This window comes from Belnapia rosea, from assembly GCF_900101615.1.
In the GTDB taxonomy this organism is placed as follows: domain Bacteria; phylum Pseudomonadota; class Alphaproteobacteria; order Acetobacterales; family Acetobacteraceae; genus Belnapia; species Belnapia rosea.
On record NZ_FMZX01000002.1, the window covers coordinates 130,467 to 151,228 of the forward strand.

Here is a 20,762-nt window from a genome sequence, read left to right on the forward strand (position 1 = left end):
CAGCTCCCGCCATTCGCATCAGACATCAACCTCCGCCTCGTCGAGCTTCGCGGCATTCTCCTGGATGAATTTGAAGCGCAACTCGGGACGGCGGCCCATCAAGGCTTCCATAAGCTCCGCCGTGCGGGTGCGCTCCTCGGGCGGCAGCACCACCTTCAGCAGGGTACGCCGCTTCGGGTCCATGGTGGTTTCCTTGAGCGCCGCCGGCGGCATCTCGCCAAGGCCCTTGAAGCGGCTGACCTCGACCTTCTGGCTCGGCTTGAAGTCGCGCTTCAGGATCCGCTCGCGATCGGCATCGTCCCGCGCATAGACCGACTTGCCGCCATGCTGCAACCGATAGAGCGGCGGCTGGGCGAGGTGCAGGCGGCCCTGGCGGACCAACTCCGGCAGCTCTTTGTAAAAGAAGGTCATCAGCAGCGCGGCGATATGCGCGCCATCTACATCCGCATCCGTCATGATGACGATGCGGCCGTAGCGCAGCCGGGCCAGGTCGAACCGCTCGCCAGCGCCGCAGCCGAGCGCCTCGATCAGGTCCTTGAGCTCCTGGTTCTGGCGCAGCTTGTCGGCCGAGGCGGAGGCGACGTTGAGAATCTTGCCGCGCAGCGGCAGCACTGCCTGGGTTTCGCGGTCGCGCGCCTGCTTGGCGGAACCGCCGGCCGAATCGCCCTCGACCAGAAAGAGCTCGGTTCCCTCGGCGCTCTCGCGCGAGCAATCGGCGAGCTTGCCAGGCAGGCGAAGCTTCCGCGTCGCCGATTTGCGCGGCGTGTCCTTCTGCTCGCGGCGACGGATGCGCTCCTCGGCGCGCTCGATGGCCCAGGTGAGGAGGTTGCCGGCGGTGGTGGGGTCGCCGGCGAGCCAATGGTCGAAATGGTCGCGCAGCGCCGTCTCGACCAGCTTCGTGGCCTCGGGGCTGGTGAGCTTCTCCTTGGTCTGTCCCTGGAATTGCGGGTCCCGGACGAAGACGCTCAGCATTCCGGCGAGGCCGCCAAACAGGTCCTCGGCGGTGACGGTCGCGGCGCGCTTCTCCTTCTTCAACTCGCCATAGGCGCGGAGGCCCTTGACCAGCGCGCCGCGCAGCCCGGCCTCATGCGTGCCGCCTTGCGGCGTGGGGATGGTGTTGGCGTAGGTGGAGAGGAAGCCATCGCCCTGTTCCAGCCAGGTCACCGCCCATTCGCAGCGACCGGCACCCTCGGGAAAGCTCGCCTCGCCGACATAGGGGGCGGGGACGACCTGGCTGCGGCCCTCGAGTGCCGAGCCGAGGAAGTCGGCCAGGCCGCCCGGGAAGTGCAGCGTGGCACTGGCCGGCGTCTCGCCGGTGGCGAGCGAGGCGTCGCAAGCCCAGCGGATCTCGACGCCACGATAGAGATAGGCCTTGGAGCGGCAGAGCCGGTAGAGCCGGGCAGCGGAGAATTCCAGCTTCCCGAAGATCTCGGGGTCCGGCTTGAAGCGGATGGTGGTGCCGCGGCGGTTGTGGATCGCCCCGGCATTCTTGAGCCGGCCAAGTGGCTTCCCGCGGGCATAGGCCTGGGTGAAGAGGGTGCGGTCGCGCGCCACCTCCACCTCCAGCCGCTCCGCCAGTGCATTCACCACCGAGGAGCCGACACCGTGCAGGCCGCCCGAGGTCTCATAGGCCTTGCCGGAGAATTTGCCGCCCGAATGCAGGGTGGTGAAGATCACCTCGAGCGCGGAGAGCTTCGGGAATTTCGGGTGCGGGTCGGTCGGGATCCCCCGTCCGTTGTCCCGCACGGTCAGCCAATTGCCCGGCTCGAGCGACACCTCGATGCGATCGGCATGGCCGGCCACCGCCTCGTCCATGGCGTTGTCGATGATCTCGGCGGCAAGGTGATGAAGGGCGTTCTCATCCGTGCCGCCGATATACATGCCGGGCCGGCGGCGGACGGGCTCCAGCCCCTCCAGCACCTCGATGTCCTTGGCGGAGTAGGAGGCCGTCTCGGGCGCGGTGGCGATGCCCCCCTTGCTGCCAGGGCGGCGACCGCCGAAAAGATCGTTCATGTCTTGTTCCCCTGATCCGGCAAAGATAGCCGCCAGAGGCGCCTGATACAATCCGGGCGGCGAGTTGCCTCGCCGCCCGGGTCGCTAGTGTTGCTCTGGAACCGCTGACCTCAGGGCGCCTTGTCCTGCGGCAGGTGCGCCTCGATCATCCACAGCATCTTGTCGGCGGCGCGGGACTGCTCGGTCAGCAGATCGGCCGTATCGGCATCGCCCGCCTCGTCCGTCTGGTCGATGCCCTCGCGCAGCGCCTTGCCGACCATCGCGTAGCGATCGGCGAGCTGGGCCACGTGGTCCATGCCGGCATAGATGTCGGTCGGGTAGGGCGGCAGGCGGGTGCCGGCGGCCAGGGTCTGGGTCACGCCATTGGCGGTGCCGCCAAGCTGGACGATGCGCTCAGCCAGGTCGTCGGTCGATTCCTGGAGGGCGTTGTAGAATTCCTCGAACAGCTTGTGCAGCTCGCCGAAATGCGGACCCTTCACGTTCCAATGGGCCTGGCGGGTGGCATTGTAGAGGTCGATCGTATCGACCAGGCAGGCCTGCAGGACGCCGATGGACACCTGCTTCGCATTGCTCGGCACGTCGTTCCGCGTGGCATGAGTCTTAGCGGCTTTCGCCATGAGGTACTCCTCCATTGAGTGACCGATATCATGTGGCGCGTCCGGGCCCGGGGTCATCCCCTGGGAGCACGAGCGCTGCCTGCCGCAGCGCAGAAGAGGCGCCACGGACGCCCGGGACGGCAATGACAAACCCGTGTGCTGGTTATTTCAAGGGGCCTGCGCGGAAAGATGGGCCGGCCGTCAGCCAAAGGCCATGAGGGAGTCACGTCCCAGCGCGCAGGCTTCGCACGGCGCATCAAGCGCGAGAGAGGCGGACCATGGGCGGAATGATGGCGATGCTGCGAGCCAATGGCTGGGCGGCGATCGGGGTGTTGATACTGGCGACCGCGGGGCTGATCGCCATCGGCCAGCAGCAGGCGGCCTCGTTGCTCGGTTGCGTGGCCGGAATCCTCCTGATGTGGAAGAGCGAATCCGGCCGCCCCTCCGCCCCCGAGGAAGCAGGACACGAGGCTTGACCGGGGCTTGAGCGGAAGGGCGCCGCGCCGTCTCAGGGAGTGACGTTGAGGAAGCGTGCCGCCTCGGGGGCCGTGCCAGCCTCCGGCTGGTGCAGGGCAGCGGCGCGGGCGAGGGCGGCGCGGTCGGTTTCCGTCAGCCGGCTCTCCTCGCGCAGGTGCTCGGTCCAGCTGTCCACGGTCCAGAGCTCCACCCAGCGCTCGGGATGGGCGACATCCTCGTAAAGGCTCCAGTTGCCGGCGCCGGAGCGCAGGCGGACGCGCCGCACCTCCTGCATCGCGGCGAGGAAGGTGCTGCGCTGCGCCGGGTCGATGCGATAGCGCACCACCTCCAGCACCCGGCCCGAAGCCTCGCCGAGCAGGCCGCGCAGCTCGGCGGCTGGGGCCTCGGGCTGCGGCATGGGCGCTGCCGTGGGGGGCGTCTCGCTCAGTGCCAGGCTGTCGATGCGCCAGGGCCGCACCAGCACGGCGGCAATGGCACAGCCGACTGCGGCGAGGCCGAGAGCGAGCGGCACGCTGAAGCTGCCGCCGAGCCATCCCGCCAGCGCCGAGCCGAGCGCCATCACCCCGAAGAAGCTGAGCTGATAGATGGCGATGGCACGCGCCCGCACCCAGCCGGGCGCCGCGAGCTGCGCCGAGGCTGCGAGGGTGCTGCCGGCGGCGATCCAGGCGGCACCGTAGAACAGCATGCCGAGCGCCGCCGGCGCCCAATGATGCGAGACGGCGAGGATCGCCATGGCGATGGCGGCGAGGATCGAGGCCCAGAACACGGTGGCGCTGCGGTCGAGCCGCCCGCGCAATGCCGGAAGGGCGAAGCCGGCCGCGACCGCCGAGAGGCCCATCACCCCGAGCATGAGCCCGAAAGCCTGCGGCCCGAGGCCAAGCTGCTGCCGGACGAAGAGCGGCAGCAGGCCCCAGACCGCGGCGGTGAAGAGGAAAAAGGCGCAGGCCCGCAGGATGGCGGCCCGCATCGCCGGGCTGGCCGAGACGAAGCGCATCCCGGCGCGCATGGCGGAGAGCAGGTGCTCCTTCGGCATCCGCCGCGGCGCCTCGGTATGGCGCCAGGAGAGCAGCGCCAGGATCAGCACGAGGAAGGCAACGGCGTTGAGGCCAAAGGCCGCCTCTGGCCCGGCGGCAGCGATGGCGAAGCCGCCCAGCGCCGGCCCCACGGCGCGGGCGAGGTTGAAGCCGATGCCGTTCAGCGCGATGGCGCCGACGAGATCCTCGCGCGGGACCAGCTCATTCGTGGTGGCGGCCCAGGCGGGGAAGTTCATCGCGCTGCCGGCGCCGATCGCGAAGGTCAGGGCCAGCAGGCCCCAGGGACCGATCGAATCCGTCGCGGTCAGCACGGCGAGGATCAGCGCCATCAGCAGGATCCAGGCCTGGGCGCCGAGCAGGAACAGGCGGCGGTCGATGATGTCGGCCAGCGCGCCGGCCGGCAGGGCGAGCAGGAAGACCGGCAGCATGGTCGCGGCTTGCACGAGGCCGACCATGAAGGGCGAAGGCGAAAGGCTGGTCATCAGCCAGCCGGCACCGGTGTTCTGTATCCAGCCGCCGATATTGCTGGCGAGCGTCGCCAGCCAGAGGGCACGGAACACGGAATGCCGGAGCGGCGCAAAAGCGCGAGGGAGAGCCATGCCGGCAGAGTGCCGCGCATGGTCTCCTGACGATAGCGAAACTCCTGCGATCCTGCTCTGCACAATGGCGCAGGCGGCTACCGGGCCAGGGCGAATTCCGGCGTCTCGGCCACCGCCCGGGCGAGTGGCAGGGCCAGGTCGCAGAGAATGCCGGAGGGTGGCCACTGCTCCTCCAGCATGCCGCCAAGCTGCCCGCGGATGGTGGCCCCGAGGATGCGGGAGCCGAAGCCACGCCGGCCGGGCGTCCCTGATAGGGCCGGGCCACCCTCCTCCTGCCAGCGGATGCGCAGCAGCCCGGCCGTGGTGTCGCTCCGCCAGGAGAGACGCACCCGGCCGCCCGGCGTCGAGAGCGCGCCGTATTTCACCGCATTCGTCGCCAGCTCATGCAGGACGAGGGAGATCGGCTGGACCGCCGTGGCGGCGAGTTGCAGCGGCGGCCCCTCCAGCTCGGCCCGGGGAGCATCCGGCGTGCCGCCGGTCGTCGGCAGGAAGGTGGCCAGGGCGCCGGCGGCAAGGTCGCGCAGATCGGCACCACGCCAATTGGTCTCGGCCAGCAGCCCCTGCGCCCGGGCCAGGGCGGCGACGCGCGCCTCGATCGCGGCGGCGAAATGGCCGGCATCCTCGCGTGGAGTCAGCCGCAGGGCTGCCTGGACCACGGCGAGCGCATTCTTGGCGCGATGGTCCACCTCGCGGGCGAGCAGCGTCTGGCGTTCCTCCACCCGCCGGCGGTCGGTGGTGTCCATCGCGGCGCTCAGGCGAAGGCGACGGCCATCGGGCAGCGCGCCGACGGGCACATCGTGGAATTCCCAGAAACGGCGCTCGCCTTGCCTGGTCCGCACCTCCAGCTCGCCGGGATCGGCGGGCAGGCCGGAGGCGAATTCCTCCGCAAGAGCCGCCTGTCGGGCCGCGGCCCGCTCCGGCCCGAAGGCGCGCCGGGCCCAGGCGGCATGGGTCGGGAGATCCTCCGCCGCATAGCCGGTGATCCCGGTCCAGGAGCGGCTGAGGGCCAGCACGGTGCCGTCCTCGGCATGCAGCATCATCGGGAAGGGGGCCCCTTCCACCGCTGCCCGGAAGCGGGCCTCGCTTTCGCTGAGCGCTGCGGTGCGCGCCGCGACGTGCCGTTCCAGCCCGGCATTCGCGGCAGCCAGGTCGCGCTGGCCGCGCCGCACCAGCAGGGCGAGGGCAAGCAGCGCCAGGGCGGCCGGGACGCCGCTGGCAAGCAACGGCAGCACGGCCATCGCCCATCGGCGGAGGATCGTGGTGTGCGGCCGTGCAGCAGCGGCATGGACCGGGTAGCCCTCCACCCGGCGATAGGCGACCAGGCGGTTCACGCCGTCGAGGCGGGAGGGGCCACTGCCCGAGGCGCGGTCGGCGCCACGACGCAGGGCATCAAGCAAGGGACTGCCCTCGGCGATGCGGACTCCAGGGGCGATCGGGAGCGAGCGCGCCAGCACCAACCCATCGGTGCGGATCAGGGACAGCACATCACCGGTCGGCTTCGAGGCGAGGCGGCGGAGGGCAGCGGACACATCCTCCGTATAGACGGAGGCGGCAATCACCCCGTCATAGCTGCCTTCGGGCAGGCCATTGCCGGCTTCTTCGCGTCGGCGGATGACAGTGAAGAAGGGCTCACCGGTGACGCGGCCGTATTGGACCAGGCCGATCAGGACCGGTGGGGCATCAGGTCCGCGCAGTCCCGTGGTGATCTCCTCCCGCTCCACAGCCTGCCCACGCGGGGCGGGGAAGATGTTGCCGGTGACAAGAACACGCCCCTCGCGGTCATAGACGAAGATGTAGGGCGCGCGTTGGCCATTGCCGTGCGGGCCGGTGGCGGAGGCGCGGCGGAGCCGGCCATGCACCTCCTCCTCGCGCGCCTCGATCTCGGCATCGCTGAGGCCGACCAGGGCATCATTGGCCCGGTCAATGCGGAGGAGGAGACCATCGACGATGCGGCGTGCGTATTCGGCCGAGGCATCGGCCGCATGGGCGACCTCCTGCTCAGCCTCCCGCCAGACCTGCCGCCAGGTGAGCCAGGCGCCGGATGCAGTGACGAGCAGGGGCAGGGCGATGGCGGCTGGCAGCAACAGCCCCATGGCGCGGCTCGAGCCGGGCTGCCGCGTCCGGGCCTTGGGCAGCGGGGCCGCGATACGGGCTCCGTTCATCCTGTGGCCATGCCCGGCTTGCTTCCAACCCGCCCCGATCCATATCGCCCTGAGGCTTCACAAGGCCTACCGATTTTCCTGCGGGGCGGTCAATGCCAGAGTGAGGGGTGGTGCCCGGGCAGATCAGAATTCGGAATCGAATTCCAGCTCGGTGATGCGAGCCTCGGGCTCCTGCCGGGCGGCGGCGATCCATTCCTGGATATCGGGCCAGCCGAGAATGGTCTGCGCATAGGCTTCGCAGGAGGCGTCGAGCGAGACGTCGTAGCTGCGGCAGCGCAACACGACCGGAGCATACATCGCATCGGCGATGGTCGGCCGCGTGCCGAACAGCCAGGGTCCGCCCCAGCCCTCGAGGCAACCGCGCCAGATGCTGAAGATCCGCTCCAGATCGGCACGCGCCGCCGACCAGACGGTGAAGCCCGGCACATGGGCGCGGAGGTTCATCGGCAGCGAGGAGCGCAGCGCATGGAAGCCGGCATGCATCTCGCCGCAGATGGCCCGGCAGCGGGCCCGCGCCAGGCGTTCCTCCGGCAACAGCCCCGCCTCCGGCAGCTGCTCATTCAGATACTCGGCGATCGCCAGGGTGTCCCAGAGCTCGGCGCCGTCATGCAGCAGGCAGGGCAGCAGGATGGAGGAGGATTGCAGCAGCAGCTCGGCCCGCGTCGCCGGATCTTCGGGCGAGACGAGCTGGGTCTCGAATGACAGGCCAGAGAGGCGGAGGATCAGCCAGCCGCGCAGCGACCAGGAGGAGTAGTTCCGGCTGCTGATGCGCAGCACCGCCCGGCTGGCCGGCGCCTCGGCCTCCGGCGTGGTTCCTGCATCGGGTTCGGATTGGGGGCGGGCCGGTCTGCGGCGCCTGGTCTCCGACATTCGGCTCTCCCTGTTGCCCGGCCGGCAGGGTAGCAGCCGCTTCACTGTTGCGAAACCGCGCTCTGCTGTCACCATGGGTGGTGGCAGGCTTCGGGTGTGACAGGGACCGCATGATCTATCAGATGCTGCAGGCCGGGCAGGACATGCTCACGCCCTGGCGGACCCAGGCGAGGGGCATCGCCGGCCTCCTCTCGCGCCTCGAAGGCAGACATCCGGCCTTCGAGGCGGCGCGCACGCTGCGCGGGACGCTCGAGACCTTCGGCCATGCGGGCATCACCCACCGGCGCCCGGATTTCGGCATCGGGCCCGTCCGCATCGGCAACCGCCTGGTCGAGGTGGAGGAGAGGGTCGTCGCCGCGACCCCCTTCGCCAGCCTGCTGCATTTCCGCAAGGATGTGGATGTCCGCCTGCCGCGGGTGCTGGTGGTGGCGCCGATGTCCGGCCATTTCTCGACGCTGCTGCGCGGCACGGTGCAGGTCCTGTTGCAGGACCACGACGTCTACATCACCGACTGGCACAATGCGCGCGACGTGCCGGTGCAGGCCGGACGCTTCGGTCTCGACGAGTTCATTGAGCATGTGATGCGCTTCATCGCGGAGATCGGCCCCGGCGGGCATGTGCTGGCGGTCTGCCAGCCGGTGGCCGCGGTGCTGGCGGCGGTCGCGCTGATGGCGGAGGATCGCAACCCGGCCTCGCCGCGCACGATGACGCTGATGGCCGGCCCGATCGACACGCGCCAGCACCCGACGGAGGTGAACATGCTGGCCAATACCCGCCCCATCGCCTGGTTCGAACGGACGCTGATCGACCGGGTGCCCTGGCGCCATCCGGGCGCGGGCCGGCGGGTCTATCCCGGCATGATGCAGCTTGCCGCCTTCATGGCGATGAATCTCGGCCGACACATGAAGGCGCATCACGACCAGGTCTGGCACCTGACAGATGGCGAGGTGGCCAAGGCGGCGATGCACCGGCGTTTCTACGACGAGTACTTCGCGGTGATGGACCTGCCGGCGGAGTTCTTCCTCGAGACCGTGCAGACCATCTTCCAGGAGCACGCCCTGCCGCGCGGCCGCCTCACCTGGTGCGGCCGTCCGGTACGGCCGGAGGCGATCCGCCGCACTGCGGTGATGACGGTGGAGGGCGAGCGGGACGACATCTGCGGCATCGGCCAGACCATGGCCGCGCTCGACCTCTGCCGCAGCGTGCCGGTGACGATGCGGCGGCACCATCTGCAGACCGGCGTCGGGCATTACGGCGTGTTCAGCGGGCGCCGCTACGCCCAGGCGATCTACCCGCGGGTGCGGGAGATGATCCAGGCACACGAGGGATAGGGATGCTCGAGAGGCTGTTTTCCATCGGCGCGCGCGGCAGCACGCCGCGGCGGGAGATGCTGGCAGGGGCCACCACCTTCCTCACCATGGCCTATATCGTCATCGTCAACCCGCAGATCATGGCCGCGGCCGGTATCGATGCCGGGGCCGCCTTCGTCGCCACCTGCCTCGCCGCCGCCATCGGCTCGGCGTTAATGGGGCTCTTGGCGAATTTCCCGATCGCGCTGGCGCCGGGGATGGGGCTGAACGCCTATTTCGCCTTCGCCGTGGTGGGCGGCATGGGGATTTCCTGGCAGGTGGCGCTCGGCGCGGTGTTCCTGTCGGGGCTGATCTTCCTCGCCGTCTCGCTGCTGCGCGTCCGGGAATGGCTGGTGAACGGCATCCCGCTCGGCCTCAAGCTTGGCATCGCCGCAGGGATCGGCTTCTTCCTCGGCCTGATCGGGTTGAAGGGGATGGGCCTCGTCACCGCGCATCCGGCGACGCTGGTGACGCTCGGCAAACTCTCCGAGACCTCGACCCTGCTTGCCTGCCTCGGCTTCCTGCTCATCGCTGGCCTCTCCGCGCGGCAGGTGCCGGGGGCGCTCGTCATCGGCATCCTGGTGACGGCGCTGCTCGGCCTGCCTTTCGGCCTGACCAGCTTCCAGGGCCTCGTCAGCGTGCCGCCTTCGCTGGCGCCGACCTTCCTGCAGATGGATGTGGCCGGCGCGCTCGGCATCGGCCTTCTCGGTATCATCTTCACCTTCTTCCTCGCCGACCTGCTCGACAACACCGGCACGCTCATCGCCACCACCCATCGCGCCGGGCTGATGCGGCCCGATGGCACGGTGCCCAATCTCGGCCGGGCGCTCTTCGCCGATAGCGGCGGGGCGATCATGGGCGCGGTGCTCGGGACCAGCACGACGGTGAGCTATATCGAGAGCGCCTCCGGCATCCAGGCCGGCGGGCGAACCGGCCTGACGGCGGTGACCGTCGCCGGGCTCTTCCTGCTGACGCTGTTCCTGGCGCCGCTCGCCACCGCGATCCCCGGCTTCGCCACGGCACCGGCGCTGGTCTTCGTCGCGTGCCTGATGGCCCAGGCATTGCGCGCCGTGGAGTGGGACGACATGACGGAATACGTACCCGCGGTGATCACCGCGCTTGCCATGCCCTTTACCTTCTCCATCGCCACCGGCATCGGAATCGGCTTCATCACTTATGCGGCGCTGAAGCTGCTGGCCGGCAAGGTGGCCGAGATACGCGGGGCGGTATGGCTGATCGCGGCGCTTTGCATCGCCAAATTCGCCCTCGCCTGATGCAGCCGATCTGCCTCAGCTTCGACAACGGGCCAACGCCCGGCGTCACCGGGATGGTGCTGGAGGTGCTTGGGCGCCGCCGCATCCCGGCAATGTTCTTCGCCGTCGGCAACCGGCTGCTGGACCCGGCGGCGCGCGCCCTGGCCGAGCGGGCGCGGGCCGAGGGACACCTGGTCGGCAACCACACCTTGACCCATGGGGCGCCGCTCGGCCTGCGTGGCGCGGCGGAGGCGGTGCGGGAGATCGCCGAGACCGATGCCCTGCTCGGCCCGTTGCGGGAGCCGGAGCGGCTGTTCCGGCCGAATGGCGGTGGCGGCGCGCTCGGGCCGCATCTGCTGAACGCCTCGGCCGCGGCGCATCTGCAGGCGGGCGGCCATACGGTCGTGCTGTGGAACGCGGTGCCACGCGACTTCGCCGATCCGGAGGGTTGGCCGGAAACGGCGCTCGCCATGGCCGAGGCGGCGACGGAGCCGGTGCTGATGGTGCTGCACGACCTGCCGAACGGGGCGATGCGGCATCTCGACCGGGTGCTCGGCCTGCTGGCGGATCGCGGTGTCCGCTTCCTCGCGGCGGCACCCGAGACCTGCGTGCCGCTGCGCGCCGGGCGGCCGATGCCCGGCTTTGCAGGCTATGTGTCGGAGGACCCCACGCCATGAAGCGTCGCCACCTGCTGGCCCTCGCCCTGCCGATGGCCGCCGCCCGGGCGCAAAGCTGGCCGGAGCGGCCGGTGCGCCTGGTGGTGCCCTTCGCTGCCGGCACCACGACCGACATCCTCGGCCGCATCGCCGGCACCGCCATCGCCCAGGGGATCGGCCATCCGGTGGTGGTCGACAACAGAAGCGGGGCAGGGGGCACGGTCGGCGCGGCCTTCGTCGCCCAGTCCGCGCCGGATGGCTACACGCTGCTCTTCGGCACCAGCGGCACCATGGCGACGAACCCGGCCATCATGCCGGGACTGCCCTATGCGCCGCTCCGGGATTTCGCGCCGGTCGCGGCCTTTGCGCGCACATCGGTGGTGCTGGGCGTCCGGCCGCAGCTTGGGGTGGCGACGCTTGGGGAGTTCCTGGCTTTGGCACGGCGCCGGCCGCTCTCGGTCGGCTCGGCAGGGACCGGGACGACAGGCCACCTCACCCAGGCGCTGCTGCAGCTGCGCAGCGGCGTGACGACGACCCATGTCCCCTATCGCGACGGCGCGCGGGCGGTAACCGACCTGCTGAACGGCACGCTGGATGCCATGATCTACCACCCGCTCGGCTTCCTGCCGCATATCCAGTCGGGCGCGATCCGGCCGCTCGCCGTCACGGGCGTGGCGCGGCACTTCCTCTTCCCTGACGTGCCGACCATGGCGGAGGCTGGCCAGCCCGGCGTGGTCGTGGAAGGGTGGTGGGCGATCTATGCCCCGGCCGGCACGCCAACACCCATCCTGGCGCGGCTGAACGCGCTGACCAACGCGGCGCTGGCCGAGCCTGCGAGTTTGGCGGAGCTGCGTCGCCAGGGGCTTGAGGTGATGGGCGGCACGCCGGAAGCCCTGGCCGAGAAGACACGGACCGAGCTCGCGGCGCAGCGCGAACTGGCCCAGGCGGCGAACATCACGGCCGACTGAAAGGCCCTGCCCGGGCAGTTCGGAAGGCTCAGCGTTTTTCCTTCAACCGCCCATCATGCTCGGGATCCTTCACCCGGCCCTGGCCACCATGCTCGACATCCTGGCGGCCATCCGTGGTGTGCTTCGAGATCCCCTGGTCACGGTTCTCCTTGAGGCGCCCATCATGCTCGGGGTCCTTCACCTGACCGCGCTGACCGGTCTTGTCGGCATGCTGCCCGCCGCGCTGGCCGGACTCGCTGCCCCGGTTCTCCTTCAGGCGGCGGTCCGTCTCGGGGTGCTTCACATCGCCCTGGCCGTGATCGCCCTGGCGGCCATCCTGCTTCGTTGCCAAGTCATGTGCTCCCATCCGTGCGTGGAGCCCTGACAACAGCCCTAGGGACGGACTGTTCAAAGCGGGCACAAAAACTTCAAACCCTTGCGATACGATCGTTGCTACCCCAGCTTGGCCGGGATCGCGGCGATCGCCGGCAACTCCACATTGGCGAAGGCGAGGCGGAGATGGCGCTCCTGGCCCGGACCAAAGAAGGGGCCGGGCAGGCCGAGCAGGCCGCGCTCCGTGGCCAGAGCCTCGGCGGCGGCCATGGCCTCCGGCCCATCCTGCGGCACGCGAAGATAGGCGAAATAGGCACCAAGCGCGTCGAGCCGCCAGCCGGGCAGCTGCGCCGCCACCTGCCGGAAGGCGGCGCCACGCTCAGCCATGATGGCGCGGTTGCCGGCACGCCAGTCGCGCAGCGCCGGCACCGCCCAGGCCAGTGCCGCCTGCGCCGCGCGTGGCGCGCAGATCTGCTGCGTGTCGAGCGCCTTCAGCAGCGCCTCGCGGAAGCGGGGCCCGCAGGCGATGGCGCCGACACGGTGTCCCGGTACGCAATAGGCCTTGGAGAAGCTGTAGAGATGCACCAGCCCGTCGCGCCAGGACGGGTCCTGGAACAGCGCGTGCGGTGGGGAGGATTCGGCGGGCAGGAAGTCCCGGTAGGTCTCGTCGAGCACCAGCCAGGCGCCATGGTGACGACAGAGCGCGGCGGCCTCGGCGATCAGCGCCGCCGGATAGACCGCGCCGGTCGGGTTGTTCGGCGTGACGAGCACCAGGACGCGCCCGCCCGCGCGCAGCGCCGCCTCGATGCCTGCGGCGGTGGGCACGAAGCCATCCTCGGCCCGGCAGGGCAGGGGGATGGCGGGGATGCCGGCCATCTCCAACGCCATGCGGTGGTTGAAGTACCACGGCACCGGCAGGATCACCGGCCCGCCGAGCACTGCCATGGTCATGGCGAAGGCGAGGTTGCAGCCGGCGGTGATGGCGATGTCGGCGGCGGTGAAGGGCGCGCCGTAGAAGCCGGCCATGTCTTCGGCCAGCGCCTCGCGCAGCGGCAGGTCGCCATCGATCGGGCCGTAGCCGGAGGTGGCGCGGTCACCGGCCAGGGCGGCCAGGCGCTCCAGCAGCGCCGGATGGGGCGGATAGCCCGGCACCGCCTGGGTCAGGTCGATCAGCGGGCCGGCCGCTCCTGCGTAGCGCCCTGCCCAGCCGCGGACGGTGGGGATGGCCGGGGCGGAGGTGGCCTGGATGCGGGGAGAAAGGGCCAGGGGGGCGGGTGTGCTCATGCCTGGCGGATGACCTTGCGGGTGCGCATGTCGGCGATCTCGTCCGGGGTGAAGCCGAGCTCGCCCAGCACCTCGGCGGTGTGCTCGCCGAGGCGTGGCGCGAGGCGGCGGATATTGGCGGGAGTCCTGCTGAATTTCGTCGGCGGCTTGGCCATGCGGATGCGTCCCTCGCTCGGGTGGTCGTGCATCTCGAACATGCCGACCGCCTTCAGGTGAGGGTGCTCCGTCACCTCCTCGACGCGGGTGAAGCCGGTGGCGGGGATGTCATGCTCCTCGCACAGCGCCAGCCATTCGGCCGTGGTCTTGCCCTGCGCGATCTCCGCCATCGCCGCATAGACAGCGTCGATATTGGCGTTGCGCCTCACCGGATCCTTGACCGAGAGGGTCTCGATCAGGTCGGCCCGACCGGCCATGGTGAAGAAGGCCACCCAGTTGGCCGAGGAATAGGGCAGCAGGGTGATGTGCCCGTCCTTCGTGGGCGCGGGCTTGCGGTGGCGCAGGCGCTTGTAGCCTGCCTCGCCCTGGCGCGGCTCGAAGCCGAGGCCGCCCAGATGCTCGACGCTGAGGAAAGCCGTCAGCGTCTCCAGCATCGGCACCTCGACAAGCTGGCCCTCACCGGTGCGCTCGCGGTGGTAGAGCGCGGCGAGGACGCCCGAGAGCAGCTGCATGCCCGTCACCTTGTCGGCGATCAGCGAGGGGACGAAGACCGGCCGGCCCTGCTCCTCGCCGACGATGTCGGCGAAACCGGAGGAGGCCTGGATGATCTCGTCGAAGGCGGGGCGCGCGCGATATGGGCCGTCCTGGCCGAAGCCGGTGGCAACGGCGAAGACGAGGCGCGGGTTGAGCGCGTGGCACTGCTCCGGCCCGAAGCCGAGCCGGGCCATGCCGGCCGGCCGGATATTCGTCACCAGCACGTCGACGGTCGGGACCAGCCGGCGCAGCACCTCGGCGCCTTCCGATGATTTCAGGTCGATGGCGACGCCACGCTTGTTGCGGTTGATGCCGAGGAAGACGGAGGCCATGCCGCGGTTCCGGTAGACGCCGGAGTTGCGCACGATGTCGCCGGTCGTGCTCTCGATCTTGATGATCTCGGCGCCCCAGTCGCCCAGCATCTGCGTGCAGAAGGGGCCGAGCACGACGGCGGTGAGGTCGAGGACGCGCAGGCCCTTCAGCGGGCCGGTGGCGTCGGATGGCAGCGGTTCAGGCATTGGCGTTCCCCCTTGCCCGGCAGGATAGGGTGGAGGCGCCGGAATCGAAAAGGGCCGCACCCAGCGGCGCGGCCCCCTTCGTATCGCCTGACCGTGGATCAGACCGAGTAGTACATCTCGAACTCGACCGGATGCGGGGTGTGCTCGAAGCGATAGACCTCGCCCCACTTCAGCTCGATGTAGGACTCGATCTGGTCCTTGGTGAAGACATCGCCGGCCAGCAGGAACTCATGGTCGGCCTCGAGCGAGCCCAGCGCCTCGCGGAGCGAGCCGCAGACGGTCGGGATGCCCTTCAGCTCCTCCGGCGGCAGGTCGTAGAGGTCCTTGTCCATCGGGTCGCCCGGATGGATCTTGTTCTTGATGCCGTCAAGACCGGCCATCAGCATCGCGGCGAAGGCGAGGTAGGGGTTTGCGCCCGGATCGGGGAAGCGGACCTCGACGCGCTTCGCCTTCGGGCTCGTCGCGTAGGGGATGCGGCAGGAGGCGGAGCGGTTGCGGGCCGAATAGGCCAGCAGCACGGGAGCCTCGAAGCCCGGGATCAGCCGCTTGTAGCTGTTGGTCAGCGGATTGGTGAAGGCGTTCAGCGCCTTGGCGTGCTTGATGATGCCGCCGATGTAGTAGAGCGCCTCCATCGACAGGTCGGCATAGCCGTTGCCGGCGAAGAGCGGCTTGCCGTCCTTCCAGATCGACTGGTGGACATGCATGCCCGAGCCGTTGTCGCCATAGACCGGCTTCGGCATGAAGGTCGCGGTCTTGCCGTAGCTGTGGGCGACGTTGTGGATGCAGTACTTGTAGATCTGCATGAAGTCGGCCTGCTGCACCAGCGGGCCGAACTTGGTGCCGAGCTCATGCTGCGACTGGGCCACCTCGTGGTGGTGCTTCTCACCGGGGACGCCCATCTCGATCATGGTCGAGAGCATCTCGGCGCGGAGGTCCACCTCGCTATCGACCGGGTTGACCGGGAAATAGCCGCCCTTCACGCCGGGCCGATGGCCCATATTGCCTTCCGGGTAGTCCTTCATGTTCGCGCCCGGGCCCTCGATGGACTCCAGCGAGAAGTGGCCGAAATTGCCGCCCGTGCCGAACTTCACGCTGTCGAACACGAAGAACTCGGCCTCAGGGCCGAAGAACGCCGTGTCGCCCAGGCCGGTGGACTTCAGGTAGGCCTCGGCGCGCTTCGCGGTGCTGCGCGGGTCGCGCGAGTACATCTGGCCGGTCGAGGGCTCGATGATGTCGCAGAACAGGATCAGCTGCGGCTTGGCCGAGAAGGGGTCCATGCAGGCATTCTCGGGATCCGGCATGAGGATCATGTCGGACTCGTTGATCGCCTTCCAGCCGGCGATCGAGGAGCCGTCGAACATGATGCCGTCTTCGAAGACTTCCGGCTCGACCGTGGAGACGTGCTGGGCGGTGTGCTGCCACTTGCCGCGCGGGTCCGTGAAGCGGAAGTCCACGTACTCGACGCTATGCTCCTTGATCATCTCCATGACCTTGGAGACGGCGGCTGCCTTGTCCGTCATGCGCTTCTATCCTGTATCTTTGGTCCCGAGGCCCCTTGCGGCGCCCCCACGATGCCCCCTGCCGCGGCGCGGGCCCCTGGCCCACGGCGCGACCCGGCCTGCCGACTTCCCCAACAGCTGAGGAGGCCTGCCCGCCGGGCTACCCACCGCCAGCCGCGGGTGCGACCCGGCTGCGGCTGATGCGCGGCACTGATGCACCATTCCGGCCCTTCGCGAAATCCGGAATCCTGCATGAGTGCCGTGAATGACTAGACCGCGTCGTCGCCCCGTTCGCCGGTGCGGATGCGGATCACCTCCTGGATCTCGGAGATGAAGATCTTGCCGTCGCCGATCCGGCCGGTGCGGGCCGCCTGGGAGATCGCCTCGACGGCGCGGTCCACCAGATCGTCGGTGCAGACCACCTCGATCTTCACCTTGGGCAGGAAGTCGACGACGTATTCGGCCCCGCGGTAGAGTTCCGTATGGCCCTTCTGGCGTCCGAAGCCCTTGGCCTCGACGACGGTCAGGCCCTGCAGACCGATCTCGTGCAGGGCGTCCTTCACCTCGTCGAGCTTGAAGGGCTTGATGATGGCCTCGATCTTTTTCATCGGCTCCGCTTTGCGTTCCAGCGTGTTTGGTCCCGGCGGGGACCCCGACCCCGAACCTCTCCGGCCTGGCATTCCCCATCGGCGGACACCCGTTGCGCCATCGCCGTGCGGGATGTTTTGCACGGCCCGTGCCACCGGTTCAATCGGCCGTGTCCAGGGTTTCAGGCGGTTTCGCGACCAGAGACGCCCTTCTTTGCAGCAAAGTGCCCATAAAGCCAGCATTTGCCGCCTGGGCCTCGTGACGGGTAAGATGGGCGATGGGCCTGCCGCCCGGGGATGCCCGGCACTGGCGCCCGCATCGCATACGGCTTGGAAGGGCATGGGCGAATGAAGCCCCAGAACGATCTGCTGTCGGCCACCGGCACCACCATCTTCACGGTGATGAGCGCGCTGGCCGTGCAGCATGGTGCGATCAATCTCGGCCAGGGCTTCCCCGACTACGATGGGCCGGACGATGTCATCGAGGCTGCCGCCGCGGCGCTGAAGGATGGCCGCAACCAGTACCCGCCCCTGACCGGCGTGCCGGAATTGCGCGCGGCGGTCTCGGCTCATAACCGGCGCTTCTACGGCATCGAGGCGGATCCGAATGCCGAGGTCATCGTCACCTCCGGCGCTACCGAGGCCATCACGGCCTGCCTGATGGCGGTGCTGAACCCGGGTGACGAATGCGTCCTCATCGAGCCGCTCTACGACACCTACCTGCCGGTGGTGCGGATGCTGGGGGCAATCCCCCGATTGGTCCGCCTCTCGCCGCCGAAATGGGAGTTGCCGCGGGCCGAGCTGGCCGCGGCCTTCGGGCCGAAGACCAAGGCGATCCTGTTCAACACGCCGATGAACCCGACCGGCAAGGTCTTCACTGCCGCCGAGCTGGCTTTCATCGCCGAGCTGATCGCCCGGCACGACTGCTACGCCATCTGCGACGAGGTCTATGAGCACCTGACCTTCGATGGCTGGAAGCACATCCCGCTGATGACCCTGCCGGGCATGCGGGAGCGCTGCATGCGCATCGGCAGCGCCGGCAAGACCTTCAGCCTGACCGGCTGGAAGGTGGGCTACATCACCTGCGACCGGACGCTGGCCTCGAACGTCGCCAAGGCTCACCAGAACCTGACCTTCACCACACCGCCCAACCTGCAGCGCGGCGTGGCGGTCGGGCTGATGAAGGACGATGCCTATTTCGATGGCCTCTCCACCAGCCTCCAGGCCCGGCGGGACCGGCTGGCTGAGGGGCTGGCGGCGCTTGGCTTCGGCGTGCTGCCGACCAAGGGCAGCTATTTCATCACCACCGATTTCCGCCCGCTGGGCTTCAACGGGGACGATGTGGCCTTCTGCCGGCTGCTGACCGAGGAGGCGAAGGTCACGGCGATTCCGGTGACGGCCTTCTACGCCAGCGCCGACGCGCCGAACCACTATGCCCGCTTCGCCTTCTGCAAGGGCGAGGCGGTGATCGATGCGGCACTGGAGCGGATGCGCATTTGGATGGAGGGACGTGGCGGCCGGCAGTTGACGGCAGTGGCCGGCTAGCCCTATGTCCTGCCCCGTCGTGGTGCCAGCCGCGGCGGGATTGTGTGGCGGCCTTAGCTCAGCTGGCAGAGCGTCGGCTTGTGGTGCCGAATGTCACGGGTTCGAGCCCCGTAGGTCGCCCATCCTTCTTTTCCCTGTCTCCTCATTGGCGCAGGATGCGCCCCGATCGAAATCGGGGGGAACCATCCATGCAACTGACGCTCGGCGGCCGCGTCGCGCTCATTACCGGCGGCTCCAAGGGGCTGGGCCTTGCCATGGCGCGGGCCTTCTCCGAAGCGGGCGGCCATGTGGCGATCGTCGCCCGGGGCCAGGAGGCGCTGGCGCAGGCCGAGGCGGAGATCCGCGCCGCAGCACCGGCCGCCAAGGTCGCCGCCATCGCCGCCGACATCGCTACCGCTGAGGGCTGCAACGCTGCCTTCGCTGCCGCCGAGCAGGCGCTTGGCCAGGTCGACATCCTTGTCAACAATGCCGGCACCAGCCAGCGCGGGCCCTTCCCAAGCGTCAGTGACGAACTCTGGCAGAACGACCTCGACCTGAAGCTCTTCGCGGCCATCCGCCTGGCGCGGCTTGCCTGGCCGGGCATGCAGGCGCGGCGCTGGGGGCGGATCATCAATGTGTTGAACATCGGCGCCAAGGCGCCGCCGGCCGAGGGGGCACCCACCGCCGTCACCCGAGCGGCCGGCATGGCACTGACCAAGGTTCAGGCCAATGAGGGGGCGAAGCACAACATCCTGGTGAACGCGATGCTGGTCGGGATCATCGAGAGCGACCAATGGGTCCGCCGCCACGCGGCCGACAAGCGCAACATCACCTGGGAGGAATGGAAGGAGGAGATGGGCAAACCGGTGCCCGTTGGCCGCCTCGGCAAACCGGAGGAATTCGCGGGCCTCGCCGTCTACCTCTGCAGTCAGGTGGGAGGTTATGTGACAGGCACCGCCATCAACGTGGATGGCGGGCGCAGCCCGGTGGTCTGAGCCGCGCCCACCGTGCGCCTTACCGGTTCTGCGGGTAGGCGCCGGAGGCGTTGGAGCCGGTGGTGCGGTCATAGGCCCGCTCCGCCGCGGTGCCAGGCGGGTTGCCCGGCCGGCCATCGGATTGCCGCGGATAGGCGCCGGAGGTGTTGGTGCCCGCCGCGCGGTCCAGCGTCCGCTCCGCCGCGGTGCCGCTCGGGTTGTTGCCGCGGCCATCGGCCGAGGTGCGCGGGCTGTCGGTCGCCCGGTCATAGGCGCGCTGCAGCGCGGTGCTCGGCGGGTTGCTGGCGGTGCCGTCACGCGGGCCGCTGCTGCAGGCGGCCAGGCCGGCGAGCAGGGCGGTGGCGGCAAGGCCATTCAGCAGGCGGGAGGTCTTCATTGCAACTTGCTCCTTCAGTGTGGTCATTCCGCCTAAAGCGCAAAGCACCCGTGGGTTCCGTATCGCTCTCGCTTCCGCTACAGCGCGGTGACAGCCGGCAAGGAAAGGTGACGTCATGGCAGACAGCTTGCGGGTGGCGATCGGCGGGTTGGGGGCCATCGGCGGGCACCTGGCCCGGGCCCTGGATGCGGGGGTGGAGGGGCTGCGCCTCACCGCCGTCGCCGCGCGGGACCAGGACAAGGCGCGGCAGACCATCGCCGGGTTCCGCAACCCGCCAGCCCTCGTCGCCCTGGCCGATCTGGCCGAACATGCCGATGTGGTGGTCGAGGCGGCGCCGGCGGCCGTCTTTGAAACTATCGCCGAATCCGCCATCGCCCGCGGACGCATCTTCGTCCCCAGCAGCGTCGGCGCACTGCTGCCCCGGATGCATCTGCTGGATCGTGCGCGGGAGACCGGTGCGCGCATCATCGTGCCGACCGGTGCGCTGCTCGGGCTGGATGCGGTCCGCGCGGCGGCCGAGGGCCCGGTGACGAGCGTCACCATCGAGACGCGGAAGCCCCCGCGCGGCCTCGAGGGCGCGCCCTATCTGGTCGAGAACGGGATCGAGGTGCTTGGGCTGACTGCGCCGCGCCTGGTCTTCAAAGGCAATGCCTTCGATGCCGCGCGCGGCTTTCCTGCCAATGTGAATGTGGCAGCGGCGCTGGCGCTCGCCGGCATCGGGCCGGAGCGTACCATGGTGGAGATCTGGGGCGATCCGGGCGTGACACGCAACACCCACACGATCCGCGTCGAAGCAGCGGCCGCGCGGCTGACCATGACGATCGAGAACGTGCCGAGCGAGGAGAATCCGCGCACCGGCAAGATCACCCCGCTTTCCATCCTGGCCTGCCTGCGCGGGCTGACCAGTACCTTGAAGGTCGGCAGCTAGTGTCCTGCCCCTTCCGTTCGTGGGGTTTGCCCGCGAACGGAGGGGATAAACAGAGCCAGTGCGAACGGAAAC

19 protein-coding genes and 1 tRNA gene are annotated in these 20,762 nt (G+C 69.4%); 9 read left to right on the plus strand and 11 right to left on the minus strand.

The features are described from left to right. Positions 1-18 precede the first annotated feature (18 nt). Together parE and dps are read right to left on the minus strand one after the other, a co-directional pair. On the minus strand, positions 19-2,013 hold the full coding sequence (gene parE / locus BLR02_RS06765; protein WP_090564725.1) for a DNA topoisomerase IV subunit B: 1,995 nt from the start codon (positions 2,011-2,013) through the stop codon (positions 19-21). Between the two features lie 110 nt (positions 2,014-2,123). Continuing rightward, a complete protein-coding gene (gene dps, locus BLR02_RS06770) occupies positions 2,124-2,630 on the minus strand; it encodes a DNA starvation/stationary phase protection protein Dps (protein ID WP_090662426.1) in 507 nt (168 codons plus the stop codon). A 275-nt stretch (positions 2,631-2,905) separates the two neighbouring features. Here dps and BLR02_RS06775 point away from each other — a divergent pair, with 275 nt between their 5' ends. Continuing rightward, complete coding sequence (locus BLR02_RS06775) at positions 2,906-3,085, plus strand: hypothetical protein (RefSeq protein WP_143021102.1); 180 nt, start codon at positions 2,906-2,908, stop codon at positions 3,083-3,085. A gap of 32 nt (positions 3,086-3,117) precedes the next feature. On the opposite strand, the gene BLR02_RS06780 is transcribed toward BLR02_RS06775, so the two are convergent. The 3 genes from BLR02_RS06780 to BLR02_RS06790 form a co-directional block, all read right to left on the minus strand. Next, positions 3,118-4,719 (minus strand): MFS transporter, encoded by a 1,602-nt coding sequence (locus tag BLR02_RS06780; protein WP_090564721.1) that lies wholly within the window; start codon positions 4,717-4,719, stop codon positions 3,118-3,120. 77 nt (positions 4,720-4,796) lie between these two features. Further along, positions 4,797-6,881: an HWE histidine kinase domain-containing protein gene (locus BLR02_RS06785; protein ID WP_090661859.1), complete on the minus strand. Its 2,085-nt coding sequence runs from the start codon at positions 6,879-6,881 to the stop codon at positions 4,797-4,799. Positions 6,882-7,004: 123 nt separating this feature from the next. Further along, positions 7,005-7,751 carry a glutathione S-transferase gene (locus BLR02_RS06790; protein WP_090661862.1) on the minus strand — a complete coding sequence of 249 codons (747 nt, stop codon included), beginning with the start codon at positions 7,749-7,751 and terminating at the stop codon, positions 7,005-7,007. Positions 7,752-7,861: 110 nt separating this feature from the next. On the opposite strand from BLR02_RS06790, the gene BLR02_RS06795 reads away from it, so the two are divergent. Genes BLR02_RS06795 through BLR02_RS06810 form a run of 4 tightly spaced genes read left to right on the plus strand, consistent with a single transcriptional unit; the run spans position 7,862 to position 11,977 of the window. Further along, positions 7,862-9,082, plus strand: a complete 1,221-nt coding sequence (locus BLR02_RS06795; protein ID WP_090661864.1) for a polyhydroxyalkanoate depolymerase — start codon at positions 7,862-7,864, stop codon at positions 9,080-9,082. Between the two features lie 2 nt (positions 9,083-9,084). Next, positions 9,085-10,374 carry an NCS2 family permease gene (locus BLR02_RS06800; RefSeq protein WP_090661867.1) on the plus strand — a complete coding sequence of 430 codons (1,290 nt, stop codon included), beginning with the start codon at positions 9,085-9,087 and terminating at the stop codon, positions 10,372-10,374. Continuing rightward, the gene (locus BLR02_RS06805; RefSeq protein WP_090661870.1) at positions 10,374-11,030 is read left to right on the plus strand and encodes a polysaccharide deacetylase family protein; all 657 of its coding nucleotides are present in this window, start codon (positions 10,374-10,376) and stop codon (positions 11,028-11,030) included. Before BLR02_RS06800 ends, BLR02_RS06805 begins: the two co-directional genes overlap by 1 nt. Then, positions 11,027-11,977 carry a Bug family tripartite tricarboxylate transporter substrate binding protein gene (locus BLR02_RS06810; RefSeq protein ID WP_090564709.1) on the plus strand — a complete coding sequence of 317 codons (951 nt, stop codon included), beginning with the start codon at positions 11,027-11,029 and terminating at the stop codon, positions 11,975-11,977. The genes BLR02_RS06805 and BLR02_RS06810 overlap by 4 nt, the downstream gene beginning before the upstream one ends. 28 nt (positions 11,978-12,005) lie before the next feature. Here BLR02_RS06810 and BLR02_RS06815 read toward each other — a convergent pair whose 3' ends face one another. The 5 genes from BLR02_RS06815 to BLR02_RS06835 form a co-directional block, all read right to left on the minus strand. Next, positions 12,006-12,308 (minus strand): hypothetical protein, encoded by a 303-nt coding sequence (locus BLR02_RS06815; RefSeq protein WP_090661873.1) that lies wholly within the window; start codon positions 12,306-12,308, stop codon positions 12,006-12,008. Positions 12,309-12,409: 101 nt separating this feature from the next. Then, complete coding sequence (locus BLR02_RS06820) at positions 12,410-13,573, minus strand: aminotransferase (RefSeq protein WP_090661876.1); 1,164 nt, start codon at positions 13,571-13,573, stop codon at positions 12,410-12,412. Further along, positions 13,570-14,781, minus strand: coding sequence for a CaiB/BaiF CoA transferase family protein (locus tag BLR02_RS06825; RefSeq protein ID WP_090661878.1), 1,212 nt, complete (start codon positions 14,779-14,781; stop codon positions 13,570-13,572). The genes BLR02_RS06820 and BLR02_RS06825 overlap by 4 nt, the downstream gene beginning before the upstream one ends. Positions 14,782-14,879: 98 nt before the next feature. Then, positions 14,880-16,301, minus strand: a complete 1,422-nt coding sequence (gene glnA / locus BLR02_RS06830) for a type I glutamate--ammonia ligase (RefSeq protein WP_090564702.1) — start codon at positions 16,299-16,301, stop codon at positions 14,880-14,882. 248 nt (positions 16,302-16,549) lie between these two features. Further along, a complete protein-coding gene (locus BLR02_RS06835) occupies positions 16,550-16,888 on the minus strand; it encodes a P-II family nitrogen regulator (RefSeq protein WP_090564699.1) in 339 nt (112 codons plus the stop codon). 327 nt (positions 16,889-17,215) lie between these two features. On the opposite strand from BLR02_RS06835, the gene BLR02_RS06840 reads away from it, so the two are divergent. From BLR02_RS06840 to BLR02_RS06850, 3 genes are all read left to right on the plus strand, one after another. After that, positions 17,216-18,412 carry an aminotransferase gene (locus tag BLR02_RS06840; RefSeq protein WP_090661881.1) on the plus strand — a complete coding sequence of 399 codons (1,197 nt, stop codon included), beginning with the start codon at positions 17,216-17,218 and terminating at the stop codon, positions 18,410-18,412. Positions 18,413-18,459: 47 nt separating this feature from the next. After that, a tRNA-His gene (locus tag BLR02_RS06845) sits at positions 18,460-18,532 on the plus strand. Positions 18,533-18,600: 68 nt separating this feature from the next. Beyond that, positions 18,601-19,386, plus strand: a complete 786-nt coding sequence (locus BLR02_RS06850; protein WP_090661888.1) for an SDR family oxidoreductase — start codon at positions 18,601-18,603, stop codon at positions 19,384-19,386. Positions 19,387-19,405: 19 nt separating this feature from the next. On the opposite strand, the gene BLR02_RS06855 is transcribed toward BLR02_RS06850, so the two are convergent. Further along, complete coding sequence (locus BLR02_RS06855; protein WP_090564693.1) at positions 19,406-19,762, minus strand: hypothetical protein; 357 nt, start codon at positions 19,760-19,762, stop codon at positions 19,406-19,408. A 115-nt stretch (positions 19,763-19,877) separates the two neighbouring features. Between BLR02_RS06855 and BLR02_RS06860 the strand changes: the two genes are divergently transcribed. Beyond that, complete coding sequence (locus BLR02_RS06860) at positions 19,878-20,690, plus strand: aspartate dehydrogenase (protein ID WP_090564690.1); 813 nt, start codon at positions 19,878-19,880, stop codon at positions 20,688-20,690. Positions 20,691-20,762 lie beyond the last annotated feature (72 nt).